The sequence below is a fragment of the Leptospira abararensis genome, from assembly GCF_016918735.1.
In the GTDB taxonomy this organism is placed as follows: Bacteria; Spirochaetota; Leptospiria; order Leptospirales; family Leptospiraceae; genus Leptospira_A; species Leptospira_A abararensis.
This window is the reverse complement of record NZ_JAFFPR010000007.1, coordinates 135,841-154,709: the sequence shown is the minus strand read 5'-3', so window position 1 is coordinate 154,709 and position 18,869 is coordinate 135,841. Positions and strand designations below refer to the sequence as shown.

General features: G+C 41.5%; 18 protein-coding genes and 1 tRNA gene. 11 read left to right on the top strand and 8 right to left on the bottom strand.

The genetic code is table 11. From position 1 onward, the window contains the following. Positions 1-55: 55 nt before the first annotated feature. Both JWG40_RS01985 and JWG40_RS01980 read left to right on the top strand, forming a co-directional pair. Positions 56-1,918: a PP2C family protein-serine/threonine phosphatase gene (locus tag JWG40_RS01985; RefSeq protein WP_205284195.1), complete on the top strand. Its 1,863-nt coding sequence runs from the start codon at positions 56-58 to the stop codon at positions 1,916-1,918. A 237-nt stretch (positions 1,919-2,155) separates the two neighbouring features. After that, positions 2,156-2,461, top strand: coding sequence for a hypothetical protein (locus JWG40_RS01980; protein WP_205284194.1), 306 nt, complete (start codon positions 2,156-2,158; stop codon positions 2,459-2,461). 88 nt (positions 2,462-2,549) lie between these two features. On the opposite strand, the gene JWG40_RS01975 is transcribed toward JWG40_RS01980, so the two are convergent. Continuing rightward, positions 2,550-3,938: a flavin-containing monooxygenase gene (locus tag JWG40_RS01975; RefSeq protein WP_205284193.1), complete on the bottom strand. Its 1,389-nt coding sequence runs from the start codon at positions 3,936-3,938 to the stop codon at positions 2,550-2,552. A gap of 136 nt (positions 3,939-4,074) precedes the next feature. Here JWG40_RS01975 and JWG40_RS01970 point away from each other — a divergent pair, with 136 nt between their 5' ends. Then, a complete protein-coding gene (locus JWG40_RS01970) occupies positions 4,075-4,719 on the top strand; it encodes a TetR/AcrR family transcriptional regulator (RefSeq protein WP_205284192.1) in 645 nt (214 codons plus the stop codon). A 305-nt stretch (positions 4,720-5,024) separates the two neighbouring features. On the opposite strand, the gene JWG40_RS01965 is transcribed toward JWG40_RS01970, so the two are convergent. Beyond that, the gene (locus tag JWG40_RS01965) at positions 5,025-5,699 is read right to left on the bottom strand and encodes a CDP-alcohol phosphatidyltransferase family protein (protein WP_205284191.1); all 675 of its coding nucleotides are present in this window, start codon (positions 5,697-5,699) and stop codon (positions 5,025-5,027) included. Positions 5,700-5,802: 103 nt separating this feature from the next. On the opposite strand from JWG40_RS01965, the gene JWG40_RS01960 reads away from it, so the two are divergent. Beyond that, positions 5,803-5,879, top strand: a tRNA-Asp gene (locus JWG40_RS01960). A 14-nt stretch (positions 5,880-5,893) separates the two neighbouring features. On the opposite strand, the gene fliG is transcribed toward JWG40_RS01960, so the two are convergent. Then, on the bottom strand, positions 5,894-6,913 hold the full coding sequence (gene fliG / locus JWG40_RS01955) for a flagellar motor switch protein FliG (protein ID WP_205284190.1): 1,020 nt from the start codon (positions 6,911-6,913) through the stop codon (positions 5,894-5,896). Between the two features lie 129 nt (positions 6,914-7,042). Here fliG and JWG40_RS01950 point away from each other — a divergent pair, with 129 nt between their 5' ends. After that, entirely contained in the window at positions 7,043-7,252 is a 210-nt protein-coding gene (locus JWG40_RS01950; protein WP_205284189.1) for a hypothetical protein, read from the top strand. 18 nt (positions 7,253-7,270) lie between these two features. Here JWG40_RS01950 and JWG40_RS01945 read toward each other — a convergent pair whose 3' ends face one another. Genes JWG40_RS01945 through pdhA form a run of 3 tightly spaced genes read right to left on the bottom strand, consistent with a single transcriptional unit; the run spans position 7,271 to position 10,604 of the window. Continuing rightward, complete coding sequence (locus JWG40_RS01945) at positions 7,271-8,632, bottom strand: pyruvate dehydrogenase complex dihydrolipoamide acetyltransferase (RefSeq protein ID WP_205284188.1); 1,362 nt, start codon at positions 8,630-8,632, stop codon at positions 7,271-7,273. A gap of 10 nt (positions 8,633-8,642) precedes the next feature. Continuing rightward, positions 8,643-9,617 carry a pyruvate dehydrogenase complex E1 component subunit beta gene (locus JWG40_RS01940; RefSeq protein ID WP_205284187.1) on the bottom strand — a complete coding sequence of 325 codons (975 nt, stop codon included), beginning with the start codon at positions 9,615-9,617 and terminating at the stop codon, positions 8,643-8,645. Beyond that, the gene (gene pdhA, locus JWG40_RS01935) at positions 9,618-10,604 is read right to left on the bottom strand and encodes a pyruvate dehydrogenase (acetyl-transferring) E1 component subunit alpha (protein WP_205284186.1); all 987 of its coding nucleotides are present in this window, start codon (positions 10,602-10,604) and stop codon (positions 9,618-9,620) included. Positions 10,605-10,709: 105 nt separating this feature from the next. On the opposite strand from pdhA, the gene JWG40_RS01930 reads away from it, so the two are divergent. After that, a complete protein-coding gene (locus JWG40_RS01930; RefSeq protein ID WP_205284185.1) occupies positions 10,710-11,993 on the top strand; it encodes a hypothetical protein in 1,284 nt (427 codons plus the stop codon). A 126-nt stretch (positions 11,994-12,119) separates the two neighbouring features. Here JWG40_RS01930 and JWG40_RS01925 read toward each other — a convergent pair whose 3' ends face one another. Both JWG40_RS01925 and fbp read right to left on the bottom strand, forming a co-directional pair. After that, entirely contained in the window at positions 12,120-12,404 is a 285-nt protein-coding gene (locus JWG40_RS01925) for a hypothetical protein (protein ID WP_232369105.1), read from the bottom strand. 53 nt (positions 12,405-12,457) lie between these two features. Beyond that, the gene (gene fbp / locus JWG40_RS01920) at positions 12,458-13,492 is read right to left on the bottom strand and encodes a class 1 fructose-bisphosphatase (RefSeq protein ID WP_205284184.1); all 1,035 of its coding nucleotides are present in this window, start codon (positions 13,490-13,492) and stop codon (positions 12,458-12,460) included. A gap of 105 nt (positions 13,493-13,597) precedes the next feature. Between fbp and JWG40_RS01915 the strand changes: the two genes are divergently transcribed. From JWG40_RS01915 to rpoD, 5 genes are all read left to right on the top strand, one after another. Continuing rightward, positions 13,598-14,422 carry a hypothetical protein gene (locus tag JWG40_RS01915; protein WP_232369104.1) on the top strand — a complete coding sequence of 275 codons (825 nt, stop codon included), beginning with the start codon at positions 13,598-13,600 and terminating at the stop codon, positions 14,420-14,422. 87 nt (positions 14,423-14,509) lie between these two features. Continuing rightward, positions 14,510-14,728: a 30S ribosomal protein S21 gene (rpsU, locus tag JWG40_RS01910; RefSeq protein WP_002973784.1), complete on the top strand. Its 219-nt coding sequence runs from the start codon at positions 14,510-14,512 to the stop codon at positions 14,726-14,728. Positions 14,729-14,747: 19 nt separating this feature from the next. Further along, the gene (locus JWG40_RS01905; RefSeq protein WP_002987263.1) at positions 14,748-15,203 is read left to right on the top strand and encodes a GatB/YqeY domain-containing protein; all 456 of its coding nucleotides are present in this window, start codon (positions 14,748-14,750) and stop codon (positions 15,201-15,203) included. A gap of 12 nt (positions 15,204-15,215) precedes the next feature. Then, on the top strand, positions 15,216-17,027 hold the full coding sequence (dnaG, locus tag JWG40_RS01900; protein WP_205284183.1) for a DNA primase: 1,812 nt from the start codon (positions 15,216-15,218) through the stop codon (positions 17,025-17,027). A 16-nt stretch (positions 17,028-17,043) separates the two neighbouring features. After that, on the top strand, positions 17,044-18,816 hold the full coding sequence (gene rpoD, locus JWG40_RS01895; protein ID WP_002973883.1) for an RNA polymerase sigma factor RpoD: 1,773 nt from the start codon (positions 17,044-17,046) through the stop codon (positions 18,814-18,816). Positions 18,817-18,869: the final 53 nt, after the last annotated feature.

The window sequence follows — 18,869 nt, the reverse complement described above, 5'->3', positions numbered from 1 at the left end:
AGAGGCCAAGTGGGGTTTTATCACTTCTTGCCATTTGCGAAAAGGGAGATAAATCATGTTAGTAACAAACTTTGGTATTTTCTTTAGAAAGTTCAAAAAGGTTTTAGCTCTGTTTGTCTCCTTTGTTCTAGGTCCCACCGAAGGTTTTGTGATGAGGCATAGGATTTTGAATGGAACCCTCCTTGCGGGAATTGTGGCTATGGGTGTCGGGCTTACTTCAGAATTCTTTCGAGAAGGTTTTGAAATCGGAGGACTGATTGCCTTATGGGTAGCCTTTGGGTTTGCTTGTATTTTTTATTATCTTGCACGGTTCCAACACCAGTTTCAAATCCTCATCCTTCCTACCTTTATCATCAGTTCCTTAACATCATTCTTACAAATTCAATACAGTGGTGGGATTGTAAGTGCCAATGTGATGTTACTTGCTCCCATCCTTGTTTTGAATATGCTCATCCTCGGAAATAAATATGATTGGTTAGCCATTGTATTTTTTGTCGGTGCTCTTTTTTGTGTGAATTATACCCAAGGAATTCATCCCGAATGGTTTTTTGATTATTCCTCTGAGAAAGCAAGAAGTGAAGACTTCCTCATTACAGGGATATCGATTTTATTTTTACTCGGACTTATGTTACGCACACTCAATCGTTCTTACGAAGACGCGATTGGAGAAGTGAGTCGTTTGAAATACCAACAAGACGGAGATTATTATTTAACCTCACTACTCACTCGTCCTCTTTCTGGAATTCGGATTCGATCCCAAACAGTGCAATTCCAATCCTATATCAAACAGAAAAAAGCATTCCAATTCAAAAACAAAGAGTATGAACTCGGTGGTGATATTTGTGTAGCCGATCAAATTGTTTTGCGCGGCCGCAGTTATTGTGTATTTGCCAACGGCGATGCCATGGGAAAATCCATGCAAGGAGCAGGGGGAGTTCTTGTTTTTGGAACTGCTTTTCGTGCGCTGATTGAACGGACCCATAGGGAAGGAATTCTATCGGGATACTTTCCTGAAAGATGGTTACATACTGCACTCAATGATCTGAATGATGTATTCGAAGGTTTTGATGGTTCCATGTCCATGTCTCTTCTTTTGGGGTTGGTAGACGAAGAAAATGGTTTTTTATACTATATCAATGCAGAACATCCTTTTCCCATTCGGTTTCGTGATGGGCATGCCAATTTTTTATCGGAAGAGGCAACGAACTTTAAATTAGGGATGCAAAAAGACAAAGCTCGGATTGAAACCTGTTGGATTCGGCCTGGAGACACAATCATCATTGGCTCTGATGGTAGGGATGACTTGGGTATGGGAATGGATTCTACAGCGAACCGCGTGATCAATATGGACCACACTTCCATCCTAAAGCAGGTGGAAGCAAGTGAAGGTGATATAGAAAGATTGGGACTTCGCCTCCAAAAGATTGGGGAACTAACGGATGATCTCTCCTTACTCAGCATACGATTCCAACCGCAAACACAACTGGATTCAAAAACAAGAGAGATGAATTTGGAAGAACCAATCCGGCTCCTGAAAAAGAACAATGATTTCGAAGCTCTGACCCTTCTCACAACCTATGCTGATCTATATGCTTTTGACCCCGCCGTATGGAAATTATTGTACCGAGTGTATCGTAAATTGGAGAAACCTGCAGAGGCTGGTCGGGCGGCAGAGAATTTTTCCAATACTCATCCATCGGGACTCCAAATGATCCTAGATGGTGCCATTCAATATGCAAAAGCAAGTTTGATTGAAGAAGCTATCGATATGGCAGAACGGATTTATAGTCGTAAGCCCGACGTAATTCCTGTGATCAAAATCCTTGTCCGTCTTTATAAAAAGTCTAAACGACCCGACAGAGCCGAAGAATACCAAAAAGAAATCCATCGTTTGCAAAATGGATCGAATGAATCTTAAAGTGAGGCCGGAAGGCCCGTTGTTTGAAATCGTATCTTATGGGTTAGGTGAATTTTCCTGTATTGTTTATTGAAATGATTCCCTTCTTGGTATATAAATTCATAAAAATAGATTCATTTTTCGAGAAATTACTCATCTTATTGCAATCAAAACAAAAATGAATTTACTTTTAATAATCCACGCTTTGTTATCGTACCAAGAAGGAAGATTTGATACTATCTTCATAAGGTTACATGTATGGAAGAAAACGAAACAATAGAAATTCCACAGATTCAAGAAGAACCTGCTCCCGAAGTAGCAGTAGTGGTTAAAAAAGCAGCTCCTAAGAAGAAAAAAGCGGCAAAAAAGAAAGCAGCGAAGAAAAAAGCTAAAAAAGCGGCTCCTAAAAAGAAGAAAGCGGCAAAGAAAAAAATAGCTAAGAAAAAGAAAGCGGCTAAGAAAAAAGTTAAGAAAGCTGTTTCTAAAAAGAGACCTGCGAAAAAGAAAACTGCTAAGAAAAAAGCAGCGAAAAAGAAAGTCGCAAGAAAGAAAAAAAGACGTTAACGACGTTTGGGATAGTAGCTTCAGTTTCTCCCCTGGAGAATCCTTTCAGGTAGAGCCCGTTCTATTATCCCAAAATCATTATTTTACCCTAAAACAATTGCGGCGATAATAAATGTTGGAATTGTCCTGGTTTTAGTTCTGGCCATCCCATTTTCTTTTGAATTTTGGATCTATATTGTTTGTAAGCTACCTGATTGACATAGACTGAGTGGCGACCTGTATTTAGATATTGGATGTTCCCATTCAGCAATGGGCGATCATTTTGAATCAATTGGGCAAACCGTTTTGCCGAAGGATTTCCCTTTCGATTTGCATCAATATACGAAGCGATCAAATTTGCCATTTCATCGAACATTTTATAAGCACCGCCGTCTGTTTCCATATAACCAAGCGCATATAAATTTTCGTAATTTCTGTTGAACAAAGTTAGGTAAAGTTCCGGTCTTCCTTGTTTCCACTGAAAGTAACTTTCCTCCATATAGGGAATCGACCAGTTGTAACCTGTTGCCATAATGATGAGATCGATCTTTACCTTTGATCCGTCTTTAAAGATCACCAAATCACCTTCCAGTCTTTGTATATCAGGTTTTGCAATCACATCACCATGTCGTAAATTATGTAATAGTTGATCATTGATGATTGGATGTGTTTCGAAAATTTTATGATCGGGTGCAGGTAAACCAAGCTTAGTTAAATCACCAACCAGCAGATTCAACAATTTCCCGAGAACAAATTGTGAGAGCCAATTGGGAATCCAATGGGCACCGTCACCAAAAACATCGGCAGGTTTTCCAAGTATATGTTTTGGAATGAAATGGTACCCTCGTCTAACACTAATATAAGCTTGTTCCGCATTCGCACCTGCGTCACAGGTTATATCACATCCTGAGTTCCCTGCACCTACCACAAGAACTCGTTTTCCTTGAAACAAATGGGAAGATTTATAGTTTACGCTATGTAGAATTTTGCCAGTAAAACTGGACTGTCCCTCAATCGTTGGAATATTAGGCGACCAAGTAATTCCACTTGCGCAGACAATTCCGCCAAATAGATACTTCTCGCCAGAACCAGTTTCGACAAACCAATGTTTGTCTACTCTTTTGATTTGTTTGATCTCTGTATTGAATTGTATATTTGGATAAAGATTGTAAACCTTTGCAAATTCTCTATGATAGTTAAGTATTTGTTTGTTCGAAGGATAATCGGGATACTCATCTGGCATTGGAAAGTCAAAATAATTAGAAAGATACTTGGAAGAAATAAAGTGAGCACTTTCATACATCGGGGAACCAGGATTTTTTATATCCCAAATGCCACCGACATCACTATGCCTCTCAAATACTTGAAATGGAATTCCCTTGGAGAGAAGGGATCTTGCCATCGCAAGGCCTGCGGGCCCAGCACCAACGATGCAGATTGTATCAGATTTCTCAATGATTCCTTCTGAATCTATATTTTGATTGTTTTTTAGTTCCATTGTTTGCCTCGATTTAACATGATCAATGCTCATAAAAATATGATCAATGCTCTTTTTTTAGAATGAGTCAAATACAAAATTGGGGTTAGATCAAAAAAAGAAGTGCAAATATTGCCCTGGGAAATCTCCTTTTCTTATGAGTCTTGAGTCAAAAATACCTGTTCAAACCAGAAGTCGTGATCGGGTGGAACTCATTCTAAAAACAGCTCGGGAGTTAATTGGAGAAAAGGGAATTGATTCTGTTAGTATGCGAGAGATTGCGCAGACGGCAGGAATTCAAATTGGTTCCTTATACCAATATTTTCCCGGAAAAAGCGCCTTATTGTTATCCATCATGAATCAATATTATGATTCACTTTATCAGGAAACCAAACGAATTCTGGATCCTGTTCGGACAATTAAAGAATTGGAAGTGGCAGCGGAAAAAGCCTTCAAACATTTCATCGATTTTTTTCAGAAGGATCCGGCTTTGGCAAATCTTTGGTCAGGAGCTCGCGCCATTCCCGAATTGGTCGTAGAAGACAATCATGACACCTATCGAAATGCTGATTTAATCATTAAAACAACACTACGTTGCCTTCCTGTGCTAAAAGAATCGGAGGTCCGGCCTTTTGCTCTCTATTTCAGTCATACAACAGGAATGATTCTTCGATTCGCAAAAGAAATCGATACTGACCACGGTAAGGCGGTAATTAAAGAATCATTGGAAATATTAAGATTAAGGCTTCGCGATTTTGAAAAAATTTCGAAACAGAGAGCCCGAATGAAAAAAAGATCCTAACTTGTCCCGAAAAGAAATCTAGAAATTACAGATGGCAAAGCCAAAGCAAAGGATAGAAAAATTCTAAACAAATACAAACACAGTGTGGCAGTTGTTGGTGACAGAGATGTCTATGGATATTGTTAAAGGTGTGTATGAAACCCAAAAACTATTCCGCCTTAACTTTGAAATAATAAAATTTAAGGAAAGTTAGAGTAAAAAGTATATTTTCCCAAGTTTAAGTATATATGATTTCTACTTTTGTTTTTTTTCTTGGACCAAAAAAGTCTAGGTAATCTGATTCAAAATTAGAAATCAAATCACAATTATATCTTTTGGTATTTCCTAGCTTGTTTTTTATTTTCAGGATCTAGTTCTATCGATTCTGGATGGAAAACAATATTCCAATACCGAACCACATAGGCAATCACGCCAGCGGTGAGAACAAAAAGCAAAACATAAGCGGAGATCACAGGATACATTAAAAATTCATAAGGTGCGCCAAACTGTAAAAAATATGGCAATGACATATACCAAACTACGGAAACCGCAACAATTCCCACTCCAAATTTTCCCCACCAATTCGGTCGTCCTTGTAATCCTCGTTTTAAATACAAATACCCACCAAGCCAAACTCCTAGAACTTCGCGGATAAAATAGACAATGAGGATCCAACTGGGGAAATCAAAATGAATGGTGACAACAAAGAGTCCTCCGAGAGTTACCAGTTTGTCGCAAACCGGATCTAGGTAGCGACCGAGGGTTGTTTCTTGGTGTAGGAGACGAGCAAAGAGTCCATCCAAATAATCGCTGAAGACTGCGGCCGATGCGTAGAAAATGGACGCAAAAAAAGCTCGAAGGTTTGCCGGGTCGTGGGCATAGTCAAAAGTACTTTGGAAGAAAAAAGGGAGTAACAATACTCGAAATATAGATAGAAAATTGGATAGAGTAAAGATTCGATCCTGGAAAAGGTCTTTGGCTTTTTTTTCTTCGATTTGCATAGAACCAATGCCAGATTCTAAAAATTCTAACGAAAGGCAAGAAAACAAATGAAAACCGTGTTGACTCTCGAAGTCGATTCTATACCTTGGTTTTTATTCCGATGGAGTTGTAGCTCAGTTGGTCAGAGTGCCTGCCTGTCACGCAGGATGTCGCGGGTTCGAGCCCCGTCAACTCCGCCATCGGTTTTTTCCCTTCACTCAATATACTCTTCTTTTTCTTTCTTAAATAAAATCTGATTTTCATCTTCTAAGACACGTGCTACTTGCACAATCTTACTTCGTGCCTCGTTTATTTCTCGTAAGGTGACCCGTGGTTTCATATCAAGAATGTCTAATATATCTTCAGCACGGTTTTGGCTCATATTGTTAAGGAATTTTTTTCGTATTTCATCCCCAGCTCCACGAATGGCAAGGGAGATCGAACTATCATCTGCAAGCCTGTTGATCAGGATTCGCATTTCCTTGTTATCAAGAGAAAGGATGTCTTCAAAAGTATAAAGTTTTTCACGGACAAGGTCTGCCACATCGGGGGAGGTTTCTTCCAATTCGGAGAGGATGGTTTCCTCGGCCCCTTTTTCCATAAAGTTCAAAATGTTTGCAAGGACATGAGCGCCACCGGCTTCGGAGTATTCCTGTTTGTCCCTTTCTTCGTACCGTTTCTTCAAAATCCGAGCGATGTTTTGGATCACGTCCGGATGGGTTTTGGATGTGGTGGCGAGCCGCACAGCAATCTTGGCCTGTTCTGGTTTCGGAAAGAGTTTCAAAACATCGGCGGCTTTTTTGGGATCTAGATGTGACAAGGTCACGGCAATGATTTGTGGGGATTCCGTCCCAAGCATCCCTTGCAAAACACCCGGCTCCACTTGGTTTAAAAATTCAAAATCATTCTTTGTTTCTTCTTTATGGATCTTCTTTAGAATCACATTGGCTTTTTCAGCCCCTACCGTATGTTCCAAAAGGGATTTGGCAGTAGACAGTCCACCGGATGTGGTTTCATTCAAATCTTCAATGGTATTGTGAAATTCTTTTAGAATCACTTCTCTTTCTTCCTTGGATATTGACCTAATTTTGGACATTTCCAAAATCACAGCTTCTAGCATGGCATCATCTAAGTGTTTGAGAACATCGGCGGCCCTCTCTTTGCCCAGGGATAAAAGGAGTAGGGCGGCTTTCCGTACGCCAGGAGTGGCGGATGTGGGGTTCTCAGGCTTCATGTGACATAATTCTCCCGGTTTCCTGATACTGTCAAAAAAAACTTATCTAATGAGACAAAATTTTCTAAAGGTCTCATAAAAACGTACGATACCCTTTGTAAGTTAGAAAGATAAGGAAAACAAAACCAGATGGACAAAGCACACAAATTCAAAAGCACTCTCGAAAGATACATCCACTACCGGGGAATCGATATCGTTCTCCACCTAAAAGACGGACAAAGCATTGAACTCGATAAAAATCGCCAAATGACTGACGATGTAGTGATCGGGAACTTAGCCAATGGTGTGGTCCGCATTCCCGTCGCTGACATCCAAAGTGCCGATTTTTTCGCCGCTTAAATCCAAAATCTCATAAGTTCAAACAATACCCGCAATCAGACTCGGACGTTCCAGAAGAGTCTTTAGGGTTTTTAGGAATTCGGCCCCGACGGCACCATCGATCACTCGGTGGTCGCAAGAAAGGGTCAGAGACAAAACTCTACCCGCGACCACGGCTCCATTTTCCACCACCGGTTTTTCTTCCACAGAACCCACCGCAAGGATGGCGCTCTCCGGTTCGTTGATGATGGCAGTAAACCGACTGATCCCATACATTCCCAAATTGGATATGGTAAAGGTTCCGTTCGAAAATTCTTCCGGTTTCAGTTTCCTTTCCCTTGCTTTTTTGGCGAGTTCCTTTACTTCTTTGGAGATCTGAAGAATGGATTTCCCATCCGCATTTCGTATGACAGGTGTTAAAAGCCCTCCATCGAGCGAGACGGCAATCCCTACATCCACGCGCCCAAATTGTAAAATGGAATCTCCTTGGAAACTGGCGTTTACTTTGGGATGGAGTCTCAGAGCCGCCGCAGTGGCTTTGACTATGATATCGTTTAGGCTCACCTTCACTTGCAATTCAGGATCTAACTGTTTTTGGAATTCCAAAAGATCGGCTCGGAAGGATTCCATGGCTTTGGCATTTACATCCACATTCAAATAAAAATGGGGGAGGTTTTGTTTGGATTCCGTGAGGCGTTTGGCAATGGTTTTGCGCATTCCATTCAGAGTCACCACTTCATCCGTCCGGTTGGGTTTAACTGAAGAATGACTGGAACTGGTTCCTTTGTTCAATGTATCGAGTACATCATTTTTTGTGATTCGACCTTCGGGACCGGTTCCAATCACTGTATGTAGGTCGATTCCATGTTCAATGGCAATGGACTTTGCCAAAGGGGAAGCGAGAACTCGTAAAGTCCCACGGTTCGCGGAAACAGTGGCACTCGCGCCGTTTTCTTTTGGATTTGGCGTTTGAAGTTTTGGTTGGGAAGTAACTGTGTTTGTTTCTTTTACTGGAGAAACTGCCACCGAATCTGCATTTGATTCTGGTGTTTGGTTTTTCGGCGAAGGCTTTGTATCTTCCTTAGGTTTCGCCGCTTTTGGGGTTGTTGGTGCTGCAGTAGTTCTTTGCGGAATTCCAGCTAACAGTGAGTTAATGTCTTCGCCTGGTTTTCCGATCACAGCAAGTGCTTCACCGACTTTGAGTTTGGCGCCTTCAGTATGTAGGATTTTTAAAATCACTCCGGTTTCAAAGGCTTCCATTTCCATCACCGCTTTGTCTGTTTCTACTTCCGCTATGATGTCACCGGGAGAGACGGAATCTCCTTCTTGTTTCAACCATTTGACAATGGTTCCTTCCTCCATCGTGGGGGAAAGTTGGGTCATTTCTTGGATCTTTGCCATTACGGTTCTCCTACTGTAACATCTCGCGGATGGTATCGGCAACTCTTGTTGCATTGGGCAAACTCATTCGTTCTAAGTTGGCAGCGTAAGACATAGGTACATCGATTTGTGTCACTCGTTCGACGGGGTGGTCCAAATAAGCGAAGGCATTTTTTTGGATGAGGTAAGCAATTTGTGCCCCAAATCCTGCCACAGGCCAACCTTCCTCCACAACCACCGCACGGTTTGTTTTTTTGACCGATTCAAAAATAAGATTTTCATCTAACGGACGTAAACTGCGAAGATCTACAATTTCCACTGAGATTCCTTCTTTTTCTAATAGGGCCGCAGCTTCCTCTGCAAAAACGAGGGCTCTTGACCAAGTCACAAGCGTAATGTCTGTGCCTTTCCGTTTGATCTCCCCAAGTCCCAAAGGAATGGTGTATTCTTGTTCGGGGACTTCTCCTTTAGAACCGTATAACACCTCCGATTCGATAAAAATCGTTGGGTTATTGTCTCGGATGGAGGATTTGAGTAGGCCATAGGCATCTTTTGGTGTGGCAGGACAAACCACTTTGAGGCCCGGACAATGCGCATACCAAGATTCAAAGGCTTGTGAGTGTTGGGCACCGAGCCTTCCCCCGACACCACCGGCGCCTCGAAAGACAATCGGCATAGGAAATTGGCCCCCACTCATATAATTGATTTTCGCTGCGGAGTTGATGATTTGGTCAATGGCAACAAGAGAAAAATTCCAAGTCATAAATTCAATGATGGGACGAAGGCCCACCATGGCAGAACCCACTCCAATTCCCGCAAATCCATTTTCAGAAATAGGGGTGTCGATGACACGTTCCTCTCCGAATTTAGTTAGCATTCCTTGGGAAACTTTATAAGCACCTTGGTAATGACCGACTTCTTCTCCCATTAAATAAATCAGGGGATCTTTTTCCATTTCCTCAACCATAGCACGGTTCAATGCTTCTCTATAAGTAAGTATGGCCATTTATTTGTCCTCCGCATACACATACTTGTGTAGTTGAGAGAGAGGAGGTTCGGGAGAGGTTTCTGCATACTCATAGGCCTCATCGATTTGGGTTTGGATTTCTAAATCCATTTTATCTAATTCTTCTGTCTTTATCCCTCCTAACTCTAGTTCGTGGCGAGCACGCATGAGGGGGTCTTTCTTTTTATAGGCGTCCAATTCTTCTTTGGTTCTGTATTTGGCCGGGTCAGACATGGAATGGCCCCGGAAACGATAAGTAGAAACTTCAATGAGAGTGGGGCCTTCGCCGCGACGAGCTCGTTCCACGGCGACTTGCACATGGTCTTTTACCTTTCTCACTTCATCCCCTTCGATATGATCACGAGCCATATCATAAGCATAAGCTCTGACAGAAACATCTTTGACTGCCAAAGCTCGGTATTCCGGTGTTCCCATCGCATAATGGTTGTTTTCGCAAATAAAAACTACTGGGAGTTTCCAAATGGCAGCTAGGTTTAAACCTTCATGAAAGGAACCGATGTTCGCTGCTCCTTCTCCAAAAAAACAGATCGTAACGGAATCTTCTTTTTTGTATTTGGAAGCAAAGGCAATGCCGGCAGCAAGAGAGATATGTCCTCCCACAATTCCGTGTCCTCCCATAAAGTGAGCGTTACGATCAAAGAAGTGCATGGAACCACCGTTACCTTTTGAGATTCCCGTAGCTTTACCAAATAACTCTGCCATCAGAGGTTTTGGATTCAAACCCCTCGCCAATGCATGACCGTGGTCTCTATAAGTAGAGACAATATAGTCTTTGGGGGTCAGGGCGGCTATCGAACCAACCCCAACAGCTTCTTGACCGATGTACAAATGTAAAAACCCACCAATCTTTCCTACACTATAGGCTTTGGCAGCGGCTTCCTCAAACTTTCGTATAAGTACCATTTGTCTGTAGAACTCTTTCAACTCGCTCACAGATTGTGAGTCTTTTGGGACAGAAGAAACCAACTAGAACCTCCAAAACCAGTAAAAAACTACACCATTTAGACGCATAAGGAAAGCAAAAATCTTGCTCTCAGAAGGATCGTAACAGACAGTTTCCTTAGGACCTTTATGAAAATTACGAATGCTGGAATCGAATTCTTAGAATTCAATGAATTTAAAAATTTTGCTGTTGATTATGATTTGTTAGGTTCTGTATCTCTCAGTGAACCTGTTGTAGATAAAAACGGTAGTATCTTAATCAAAGAAAAAGTTGCCATAAAAGAAAACATTTTAAAGAAACTGGAAGGGATGGAAGGGAATTACATTCCTTCCTTTAAGTTGGCAATGTCAAAGGATTTGATGAGAATGCTTCGAATGGTTCTTTCGAAAGCCATTCTTAGCCGAATCGAAGATAGATCCAATGAATTTATTTTTCACTTATATGAACAAAACGCGGAAAGGATGGCAAGCCTGAAAGGAATCATCCAGAATTCTTTTTATTCAAAATCACTCGCCCTGTCTTTTTTTAGAATTTTACTCAGCCATAAGGAATTCTTTAACCACTTAGCTGACTTTGGACTTTTAAGTTTAGGATCTGTGATTCAAAAACAATACGGCTTTAAGATGGTAAACCGCTTCAGTTTCCTTGCAGGTCTTTGTGCTGATATCTCAGTATCCAAGGATGGTTTATACAAACAAAGTTTTTTTGGATCTTCTCTATCCTCTGCTGTGAATCTTTCTTTGGAAATTGCAAGAAAACTTAATCTTCCAGAAGAAGTCATTAGCGCTATCAATAACCATGGTTCCAGTGGTTTTGAAATTCCTGGAGTTGTTCCGGCCACGGTCAATGTAGAAGACTTACGCAAACACCAACTGAACCAAGATCTACTCGCGGGAAGTGGAATGGAAGATGATGCTAGCGATGACGAAGAAGACGCAGGTGAGTATGCAGATGATACCGCAGCGGTCACCTTGGATGCCTTAAAGATTGCTCGTTATATCATGGAAAATTTAAAGACCACCACAGATAAAGAACATATCTCTGAAAAACTCCTAGTGATGTTTACATACAACGCAGAGAAGGGACTTTTCCGAAAAGATTTAGCTGATCCAATGATTGATCGTTTCAAAGAATTCGATCAAGCCATCAAACGAATTCGAACGATTGCCGAGATTGAAAATAAATGTAAGTTTCCTACTTCTGCTTGGGCCTACCCAAAACCAAAGGCAGCACAGATCCTATGTAAGGATAAAAATTACCAATGTCCTTGGATTGTGAATGGCTGGGATTTACGAATCATTTCCCCGCAAGATCCTTTTGGGCATATCGGAACTTCCCTAGATGTAGGAACTTATCCTAAATGTGCCTTAGAAGAAGAACTCCATGCAAAAATCAAATACACTGACTCTTAAGTTGGATTCGTTTTTAAACTTGTCGGTGGTAGTTAAAAAGAGTAGGGATTGGAAAATAGGGTTTTTTTAGTTTAAAAATAAAAACCAACCGAAACTCGGTTGGTTTTCTTTTACAGAAAAAGATGATTAGAAACCAGCTGGTTTTTTAATGTCTTTAGTTGCGTCTTTGATCGCGCCTGTTGCTGCTTTTTTAGCTTCTGCTTCAGCAGTTTTTACAGCTGCATCCACTTTTTTCTCTACTTCTGTAGTTACTTTTTTAGCTGCATCTTCAACAGTTTCCATTTTTTCTTCAACAACTGGTTCTTCTTTTTTGCAGAAAGCAAGTCCAGAAGCCATAGTGACACCAAGAATTAAAACGAGTAGTTTTTTATTCATTGAAAGTTTTCTCCTAAAATCTTTTAATTCTGCCAAAACTACCCAATAATGATTTCCTTTGAAAGAAATTTCTGTATTTGTTTGGAAAATTATATCTTCGGAATGAAGGTAAGGAATTCTTCTACTTCCTTTTTACTTCCAATAATGAGCGTTGTTCTTTCGTGGAGGTCTTTTGGATTTAGGTCTAGAATTCGTTCTCCTTTCACTGTTACCGCCATTCCGCCGGCTTGTTCTGCAATAAATGCCATGGGGGCCGCTTCATACAACAACCGAAGTTTGCCATTTGGGTATTTAGATGATTTCGTATCGTTAGGATAGAGGAAAATCCCTCCTTTGAGTAGGTTCCTATGGAAATCCGCAACAAGCGAGCCAATATAACGGGCCGTTTTTGGTTTTTTTCCGCCCTCGATGGATTTGATTTTTTGGAGGTAGGTTTGGACTTCGGGAGACCAATAAGAAGCATTCCCTTCATTGGCAGAGTAGATGTCCCCTGATTCTGGCATTTTCATATTTGGGTGGGAGAGTAGAAACTCGCCCACACTGGGATCTAAGGTAAAACCAGAGACTCCCTTTCCTGTGGAAAGAACGAGCATAGTAGAAGAACCATAGATGATATACCCAGCACAACGTTGCAAATGGCCTTGTTGGAGGAGGTCTTTTTCCGTCCCCGGTTCTTTGGAGTTAGGTTCTAAACGTTGGTGGATGGAAAAGATGGTTCCGATAGAAACATTGGTATCGATATTGGAAGATCCGTCCAGTGGATCGATCGCCATGGTATACTTGCCAATATTGTATCCCCCAGGGATAGGGATGATGTTTTCGTGTTCTTCACTGGCAAGGACACAAAGATGGCCACAAATCTTTAGGGACTGGTTGAAGGCGTTGTCCGCGTATTGGTCCAGTTTCATTTGGGTTTCGCCCTGGACATTGGTGTCTTCTGTGGCACCCAGGATATCATCCAAAAGTCCCGCTTTTCGGACCTCACGTCCCACAATTTTGGCAGCATAGACGAGGTGGCTGAGTAGGGCGGAAAATTCTCCGGAGGCATGAGGGATTTTGAGTTGCTCTTCTAGAATGAATTGCGATAGAGAGATGAGTTTTTTTTGTTTCGGTGTTGCGTTCACAGGTTCCCCGAGTAGTTTTTACACCATTTTGGGGGCATAACGTCAGGAGCAATCCTTTCTCCTTTTGATTGGCGAAGTCCCAACCGATACTAAAACTAGATTCCGATGATAGAACCAACTCACGTAAGTCCTTCCCCTTCCATGCAGATGACAGACTACCATTCCAGACGTTTGGGGATCAGTTTTGCCAGTGTGGGGGCTCATTTGGGTTGGGTGTATCTTGCGGGTGAGATTGTCTATGAGTTTGGCCAAACCGAAAAAGAAGAATGGCTGCGCGGTCTTGTTTCGGCTCAAATTTCGGATCTGGTTCGGAACTTAGGCTATATGGATCCCAAAGCCTTAGGAACTTTTTCGGAAAAGGGAAAAGAATTTAAAATCAATATCATGCGCCTTCCGGAGGGAGAGGTTCCCGTTTTTGTTCTCGTGGTCCAAGAAGTGGAGCCGGAACTTTCCAAGCGAAACTGGGAAGACCTTTCTAACCAAGTGTTGACCTTTTGTGCTACAGGGATTTCCTTACGAGAAAAGAACCTTCTGGATTTCCAAACCATCACAGATCCGATCCGAAAGAAAATGGAGAAATCCTTTTCTGGGGATGTCCATTCGGGAGTGATTGCTTTTTTCCATCTCCAAGACCTTTCCCCCTTTTTCAAACCCCTCGGTGTGGTCAAAAGCCAAGAAATTCTCAGGGAAGTCACAGCCACCCTACACAAAGAAACTAAGGAAAACGAGTTCAATTTCCAATTGAATCCCCGTTCCTACTTTCTATTCTGCCCAGGAGAAACTCTTGATGGCGCCAACCAAAGGTTTGGATCTCTTTACTTTCCGTCTAAACATTTGATTTTGGACTACAAGCTGAAGATTTTTCCCATCGATCGGGAGATTTTGGCTGATGATTCTCGATTTTCTTCCATTTTTATCGAAAATTTCTGATTTGGTTTTCGGCTGAATTGACAAATCAGGGCAGTTTCCGATACCGTCAAAACTAGACCATTTTTACAAAAGGACAGTTGTTTGTCTATGACCCCACAAGTAGGGATTTATTTAAAAGAAGGGGAATCAATCGAGGCGGCGCTTCGAAGATTCAAAAGAGATTGTGCAAACGCTGGTATTATGAGCGAAATCAAACGTAGAGAATACTTTGAAAAACCAAGCGTTGTGAAAAAGAAAGCTGTTGAAGCTGCGAAACGCAAACGAGACAAAAAGAAAAGACTATTCGCTAAAAAAGATAAACTTTAATCTTTAAGTCGGTTTTAGAATGACCCTTCAAGAGACGATCAATACCGATCTAAAGACGGCGTTAAAGGCCAAGGATGAAACCGTCCTGGGAACTTTGCGTCTTTTGAAAGCGGAAATTCAATATGAATTAACCAAAACCGGTGCTTCCGAACTGACGGATACTGCTGTGATGCAGATCCTCAAATCCAATTTCAAACGCAGAAAGGACACGGCTGTCGAATATGACAAAGCCAATCGTCCCGATCTTTCGAGCAAAGAAATTCAGGAAGCCGAAGTCATCTCTCGTTATATTCCGGAAGAAGTCTCCGATGAAGAAATCTCCAAGGCAGTCGCAGAGGCCATTGGGGAATTGAATGCTAGCGGAGCCCAGGATATGGGAAAGGTGATGGGTAAAGTTATGGCAAAATTTAAAGGACAAAATATAGACGGCTCCAAGGTATCCTCCCTCGCAAAACAAGCACTTAGCGCCCGTTAATACCAAAATACTGTGAATCCTTACCAAAGTTTTAAAGAAAGAGTTCGCAGAGAAGTCTCCATTGACTCATACATCAACCGATTTGTTCCCTTACGCCGTATGGGAAGAAATCTTGTGGGCATCTGCCCATTCCATAATGAAAAAACTCCTTCATTCAATGTAAACTCAGAAGGTGGGTTCTACCATTGTTTTGGCTGCAAAGCCTCCGGTGATTTGTTTCGTTTTGTGATGGACTACCAAAAGGTAGACTTTCTCAAATCCTTAGAAATCCTTTCTGATTATTCTGGCATTCCACTTGTCGAGAGGACCAAAGAAGAAGAAGAGTCCGATCGTAAAAAAGAGTCTCTTTACCAAATCTCGCAAAAAGCACTGGAATACTTTCAAAAGAATTTAAATACCCAAGCCGGCGAAGTGGCACTGAAATATTTAGAATCTCGCGGGATGTACTCAGAAGATTTAAAAGTTTTTAAAATTGGATTTGGTCTTCCAGGATTTGGTAATTTACGCCAAGATTTGTTTAAAACGGACACGGAAGTGAAGTTAGGGGAACAGTTGGGTCTTCTCAAACGCCAAGACCAAAATAGAGATCCTTATGATTTTTTTCGCAGTCGCATTATGTTTCCTGTGATTGATACGAAAGGAAGAGTGATAGCCTTTTCTGGGCGGATCCTCGGTGAATCGGAAGAAGCCAAATACATCAATAGTCCCAACTCTCTTATTTATGACAAAAGCCGTACTTTTTATAATTTAAATTTGAGCCAAGATAGCATTCGTAAAACGAGAGAAGCAGTGATCGTCGAAGGTGTGTTTGATGCCATTGGACTGTTTCGTAAAGGAATCGAATTTGTTGTCGCTCCTCTCGGAACTGGATTTACGGAAGGACATGTTCGTATATTGAAGAATCTGGCGGACAAAGTGTATTTGATGATGGATTCCGATAAAGCCGGAACCAAAGGTGCCTTTCGGGCAGTGAATCTCCTTTCGAAAGAGGGAGTGAGCGTAAAGGTCTGTCATATCCCAGAAGGAAAAGATCCTTTTGATTATTCCCTCCATCATAACAAACAAGAAATCCGTGATTTACTCGAAGCGGCGGCTCCTGCCTCCCAGTTTATGATCCGGGAAGTTCTCGGGGGAGCAGGGCCTACATCCCTTGCCGAAGAAAAACAAGCCAGTGTCAAAAAACTCTTCGAATTCCTTAGGCCAATGGAAAAAGAAACAGACAAACAGGTCTATTTAGAAGAGGGAGCACGCCAACTCGGCCTTTCTTTTTCTTCACTTTTTCAGGACTTTCGTGGCAAACCAGGGGTAACTTCGACCCCCTCCGTGGTCGATACTAAGAAAGAAAGAACGCTGGCCAAACTGGGAAAACCTTCCCCCATTTTGGTTTGTGAACGAAAGATGATCGCCATGCTCATTCAGAATTTGGAACTTTTTAGTTTCGCTGATGATTTACTTGGCCTCGAGTTTCGGGATGAGGTATCGGCCTTTCTTTGGGACTATTTATATACTAAGTATTTGCAGAATGAGAACCTAACAGCTGCAGAAATTCTTTCGAGGGAAGAGATTCCTTCGGAATACCTGGGAATGATTGCCGAACATTTTACGGCCGATGATTCGACGAGCCCAGGACTGTTTAAAGGGATGTTTCTTTACCATGCGGATTTGTTGGATGACGCAAGGATGGAAGAACTTGTCAAAGAGATGGCCAAACCTGACTTAACGATTGAAGAAAAGAACAATCTTTTGTCAGAACTTTCACTCTTAAAAAGTGAAAAAAATAAGAGATCAGTGTATCTCAGAACGATCCAAACGTTAGAAGTTTAAAGAGGATAGAGGTAGAATGGAAAATCTAGCAAGCCTACCAGAAGTACAAAAGATCATCTCGATCGGTAAAGCAAATCGAGAGGTATCTTATGATGAAATTAATGAAATACTTCCGGATAAAATCTTAAATTCCGAAAAGATCGATGATGTCTTTACTTTGTTGCACGAGATGGGGATTGAAATTGTAGAAGAGTATTCCAAAAAATCTTTGGAAGAATCTAGTTCCCTGACAACGACTAAAGAAGAGACAAACAAAGAAACAAAAGAGAAACCTGCACGTAAAAAAAGAGAGTCCAGTGTTTCTTCAAGTTCTGAAGATCCCATCCGCCTATATTTAAAAGAAATTGGTAAAGTATCTCTGATCTCTGGAGAAACAGAAGTGTTTCTTGCCAAACGGATCGAAAAGGGTGAAAAGATCATTGAAGAAACGATCCTTAGTTCTTCCATCCTACGCCAAAACTTTGCCAAACTCATTCCTAAGATTAAGTCCAAAAAAATAAAAGTTTATGACCTTGTAAAAGTGGACAAAATGTACGCACTCAACCAAGAGCAAGCGGACAAATTGGAAAAAGTATTCTTTGAAAATATGGAACTCATCCAGCAGGATGAAAAAGTTTTAAACGAATCCACTAACCGGATTCGTAAGTATTCTGAGAACTCTAAGAAGTTCAAAGAACTCAAAGAAAAAATTGATTTATCGACTGGTAAAATTGATGAAGCCATTCGTAAAATTGGTGTTTCTCAAAAAGAAATCCAAAAGATCTCTCAAAAGATCAAATCGATGGTTTTCCGTGTTAAGGAAATTGAAAAACATTTCCTTAAAATCAAAGCCAAATACGGACATGATGTTCGTGAAATCAAAGCCCTCAACCGTTTCATCGAAAAAAATGAGAACTTAGATGAAATTGAGAAGATGATGGGTTGTGATATTGATGAAGTTCGAGAAGTCATCAAAGACATTCGCAACAACGAAAGAAAACTCCGTCGTATGGAACAGGAAGCGGGCTCTCCTGTTGGCGAAATCAAAGACTGGGGTGAAAAAATCATCAAAGGCGAAAGAGAAATTGCCCAAGCAAAACGAGAACTTGTGCGAGCAAACCTTCGTTTGGTGGTCTCCATTGCGAAACGTTACGCCAACCGGGGGATGCATTTTTTTGATCTCATCCAAGAAGGAAACATTGGTCTCATCCGAGCAGTAGATAAGTTCGAATACAAAAAAGGTTATAAATTTTCTACCTATGCCACTTGGTGGATTAGACAAGCCATCACTCGTGCGATTTCTGACCAGGCACGAACCATCCGAGTGCCTGTTCACATGATCGAACAAGTGAACAAAGTGATTCGCGAAACTCGTCTTTTTGTCCAAGAGTTTGGCCGTGACCCGTCCAATGATGAAATTGCCGAACGTCTCGGCTGGCCGGTGCAAAAAGTAAAGGCTGTGAAAAACGTAGCCCGAGAGCCAATTTCTCTCGAGATCCCAGTGGGTTCGGAAGAGGATTCGGAACTCGGAGATTTTATCGAAGACAAGGAAGTGATCTCGCCATTGAACTCAGCGGCATCTTCTATTTTGTCCGAACAAATCCGTCAGGTTTTACAAACCCTTCCGGCTCGGGAACAAAAGGTCATTCGGATGCGATTTGGTCTGGATGATGGGTATGCCCAGACATTGGAAGAGGTGGGGTATCAGTTTAAAGTGACTCGGGAGCGGATTCGCCAGATTGAAGCCAAAGCACTTCGAAGGCTTCGTCACCCTAGTCGTTCCAAAAAACTCAAAGACTATATAGATTAAGAGAAATTGTTTTTCGCTTGATCGTCCTTTCGTTCAGAGTCATGGTTTGACAG

What these genes read in the sequence shown, in the direction of transcription:
- JWG40_RS01985 (WP_205284195.1), top strand. Translation starts at nt 56, where the DNA reads ATGTTAGTAACAAACTTTGGTATTTTCTTTAGAAAGTTCAAAAAGGTT.
- JWG40_RS01980 (WP_205284194.1), top strand. Translation starts at nt 2,156, where the DNA reads ATGGAAGAAAACGAAACAATAGAAATTCCACAGATTCAAGAAGAACCT.
- JWG40_RS01975 (WP_205284193.1), bottom strand. Translation starts at nt 3,938, where the DNA reads ATGGAACTAAAAAACAATCAAAATATAGATTCAGAAGGAATCATTGAG.
- JWG40_RS01970 (WP_205284192.1), top strand. Translation starts at nt 4,075, where the DNA reads ATGAGTCTTGAGTCAAAAATACCTGTTCAAACCAGAAGTCGTGATCGG.
- JWG40_RS01965 (WP_205284191.1), bottom strand. Translation starts at nt 5,699, where the DNA reads ATGCAAATCGAAGAAAAAAAAGCCAAAGACCTTTTCCAGGATCGAATC.
- fliG (WP_205284190.1), bottom strand. Translation starts at nt 6,913, where the DNA reads ATGAAGCCTGAGAACCCCACATCCGCCACTCCTGGCGTACGGAAAGCC.
- JWG40_RS01950 (WP_205284189.1), top strand. Translation starts at nt 7,043, where the DNA reads ATGGACAAAGCACACAAATTCAAAAGCACTCTCGAAAGATACATCCAC.
- JWG40_RS01945 (WP_205284188.1), bottom strand. Translation starts at nt 8,632, where the DNA reads ATGGCAAAGATCCAAGAAATGACCCAACTTTCCCCCACGATGGAGGAA.
- JWG40_RS01940 (WP_205284187.1), bottom strand. Translation starts at nt 9,617, where the DNA reads ATGGCCATACTTACTTATAGAGAAGCATTGAACCGTGCTATGGTTGAG.
- JWG40_RS01930 (WP_205284185.1), top strand. Translation starts at nt 10,710, where the DNA reads ATGAAAATTACGAATGCTGGAATCGAATTCTTAGAATTCAATGAATTT.
- JWG40_RS01915 (WP_232369104.1), top strand. Translation starts at nt 13,598, where the DNA reads ATGATAGAACCAACTCACGTAAGTCCTTCCCCTTCCATGCAGATGACA.
- rpsU (WP_002973784.1), top strand. Translation starts at nt 14,510, where the DNA reads ATGACCCCACAAGTAGGGATTTATTTAAAAGAAGGGGAATCAATCGAG.
- JWG40_RS01905 (WP_002987263.1), top strand. Translation starts at nt 14,748, where the DNA reads ATGACCCTTCAAGAGACGATCAATACCGATCTAAAGACGGCGTTAAAG.
- rpoD (WP_002973883.1), top strand. Translation starts at nt 17,044, where the DNA reads ATGGAAAATCTAGCAAGCCTACCAGAAGTACAAAAGATCATCTCGATC.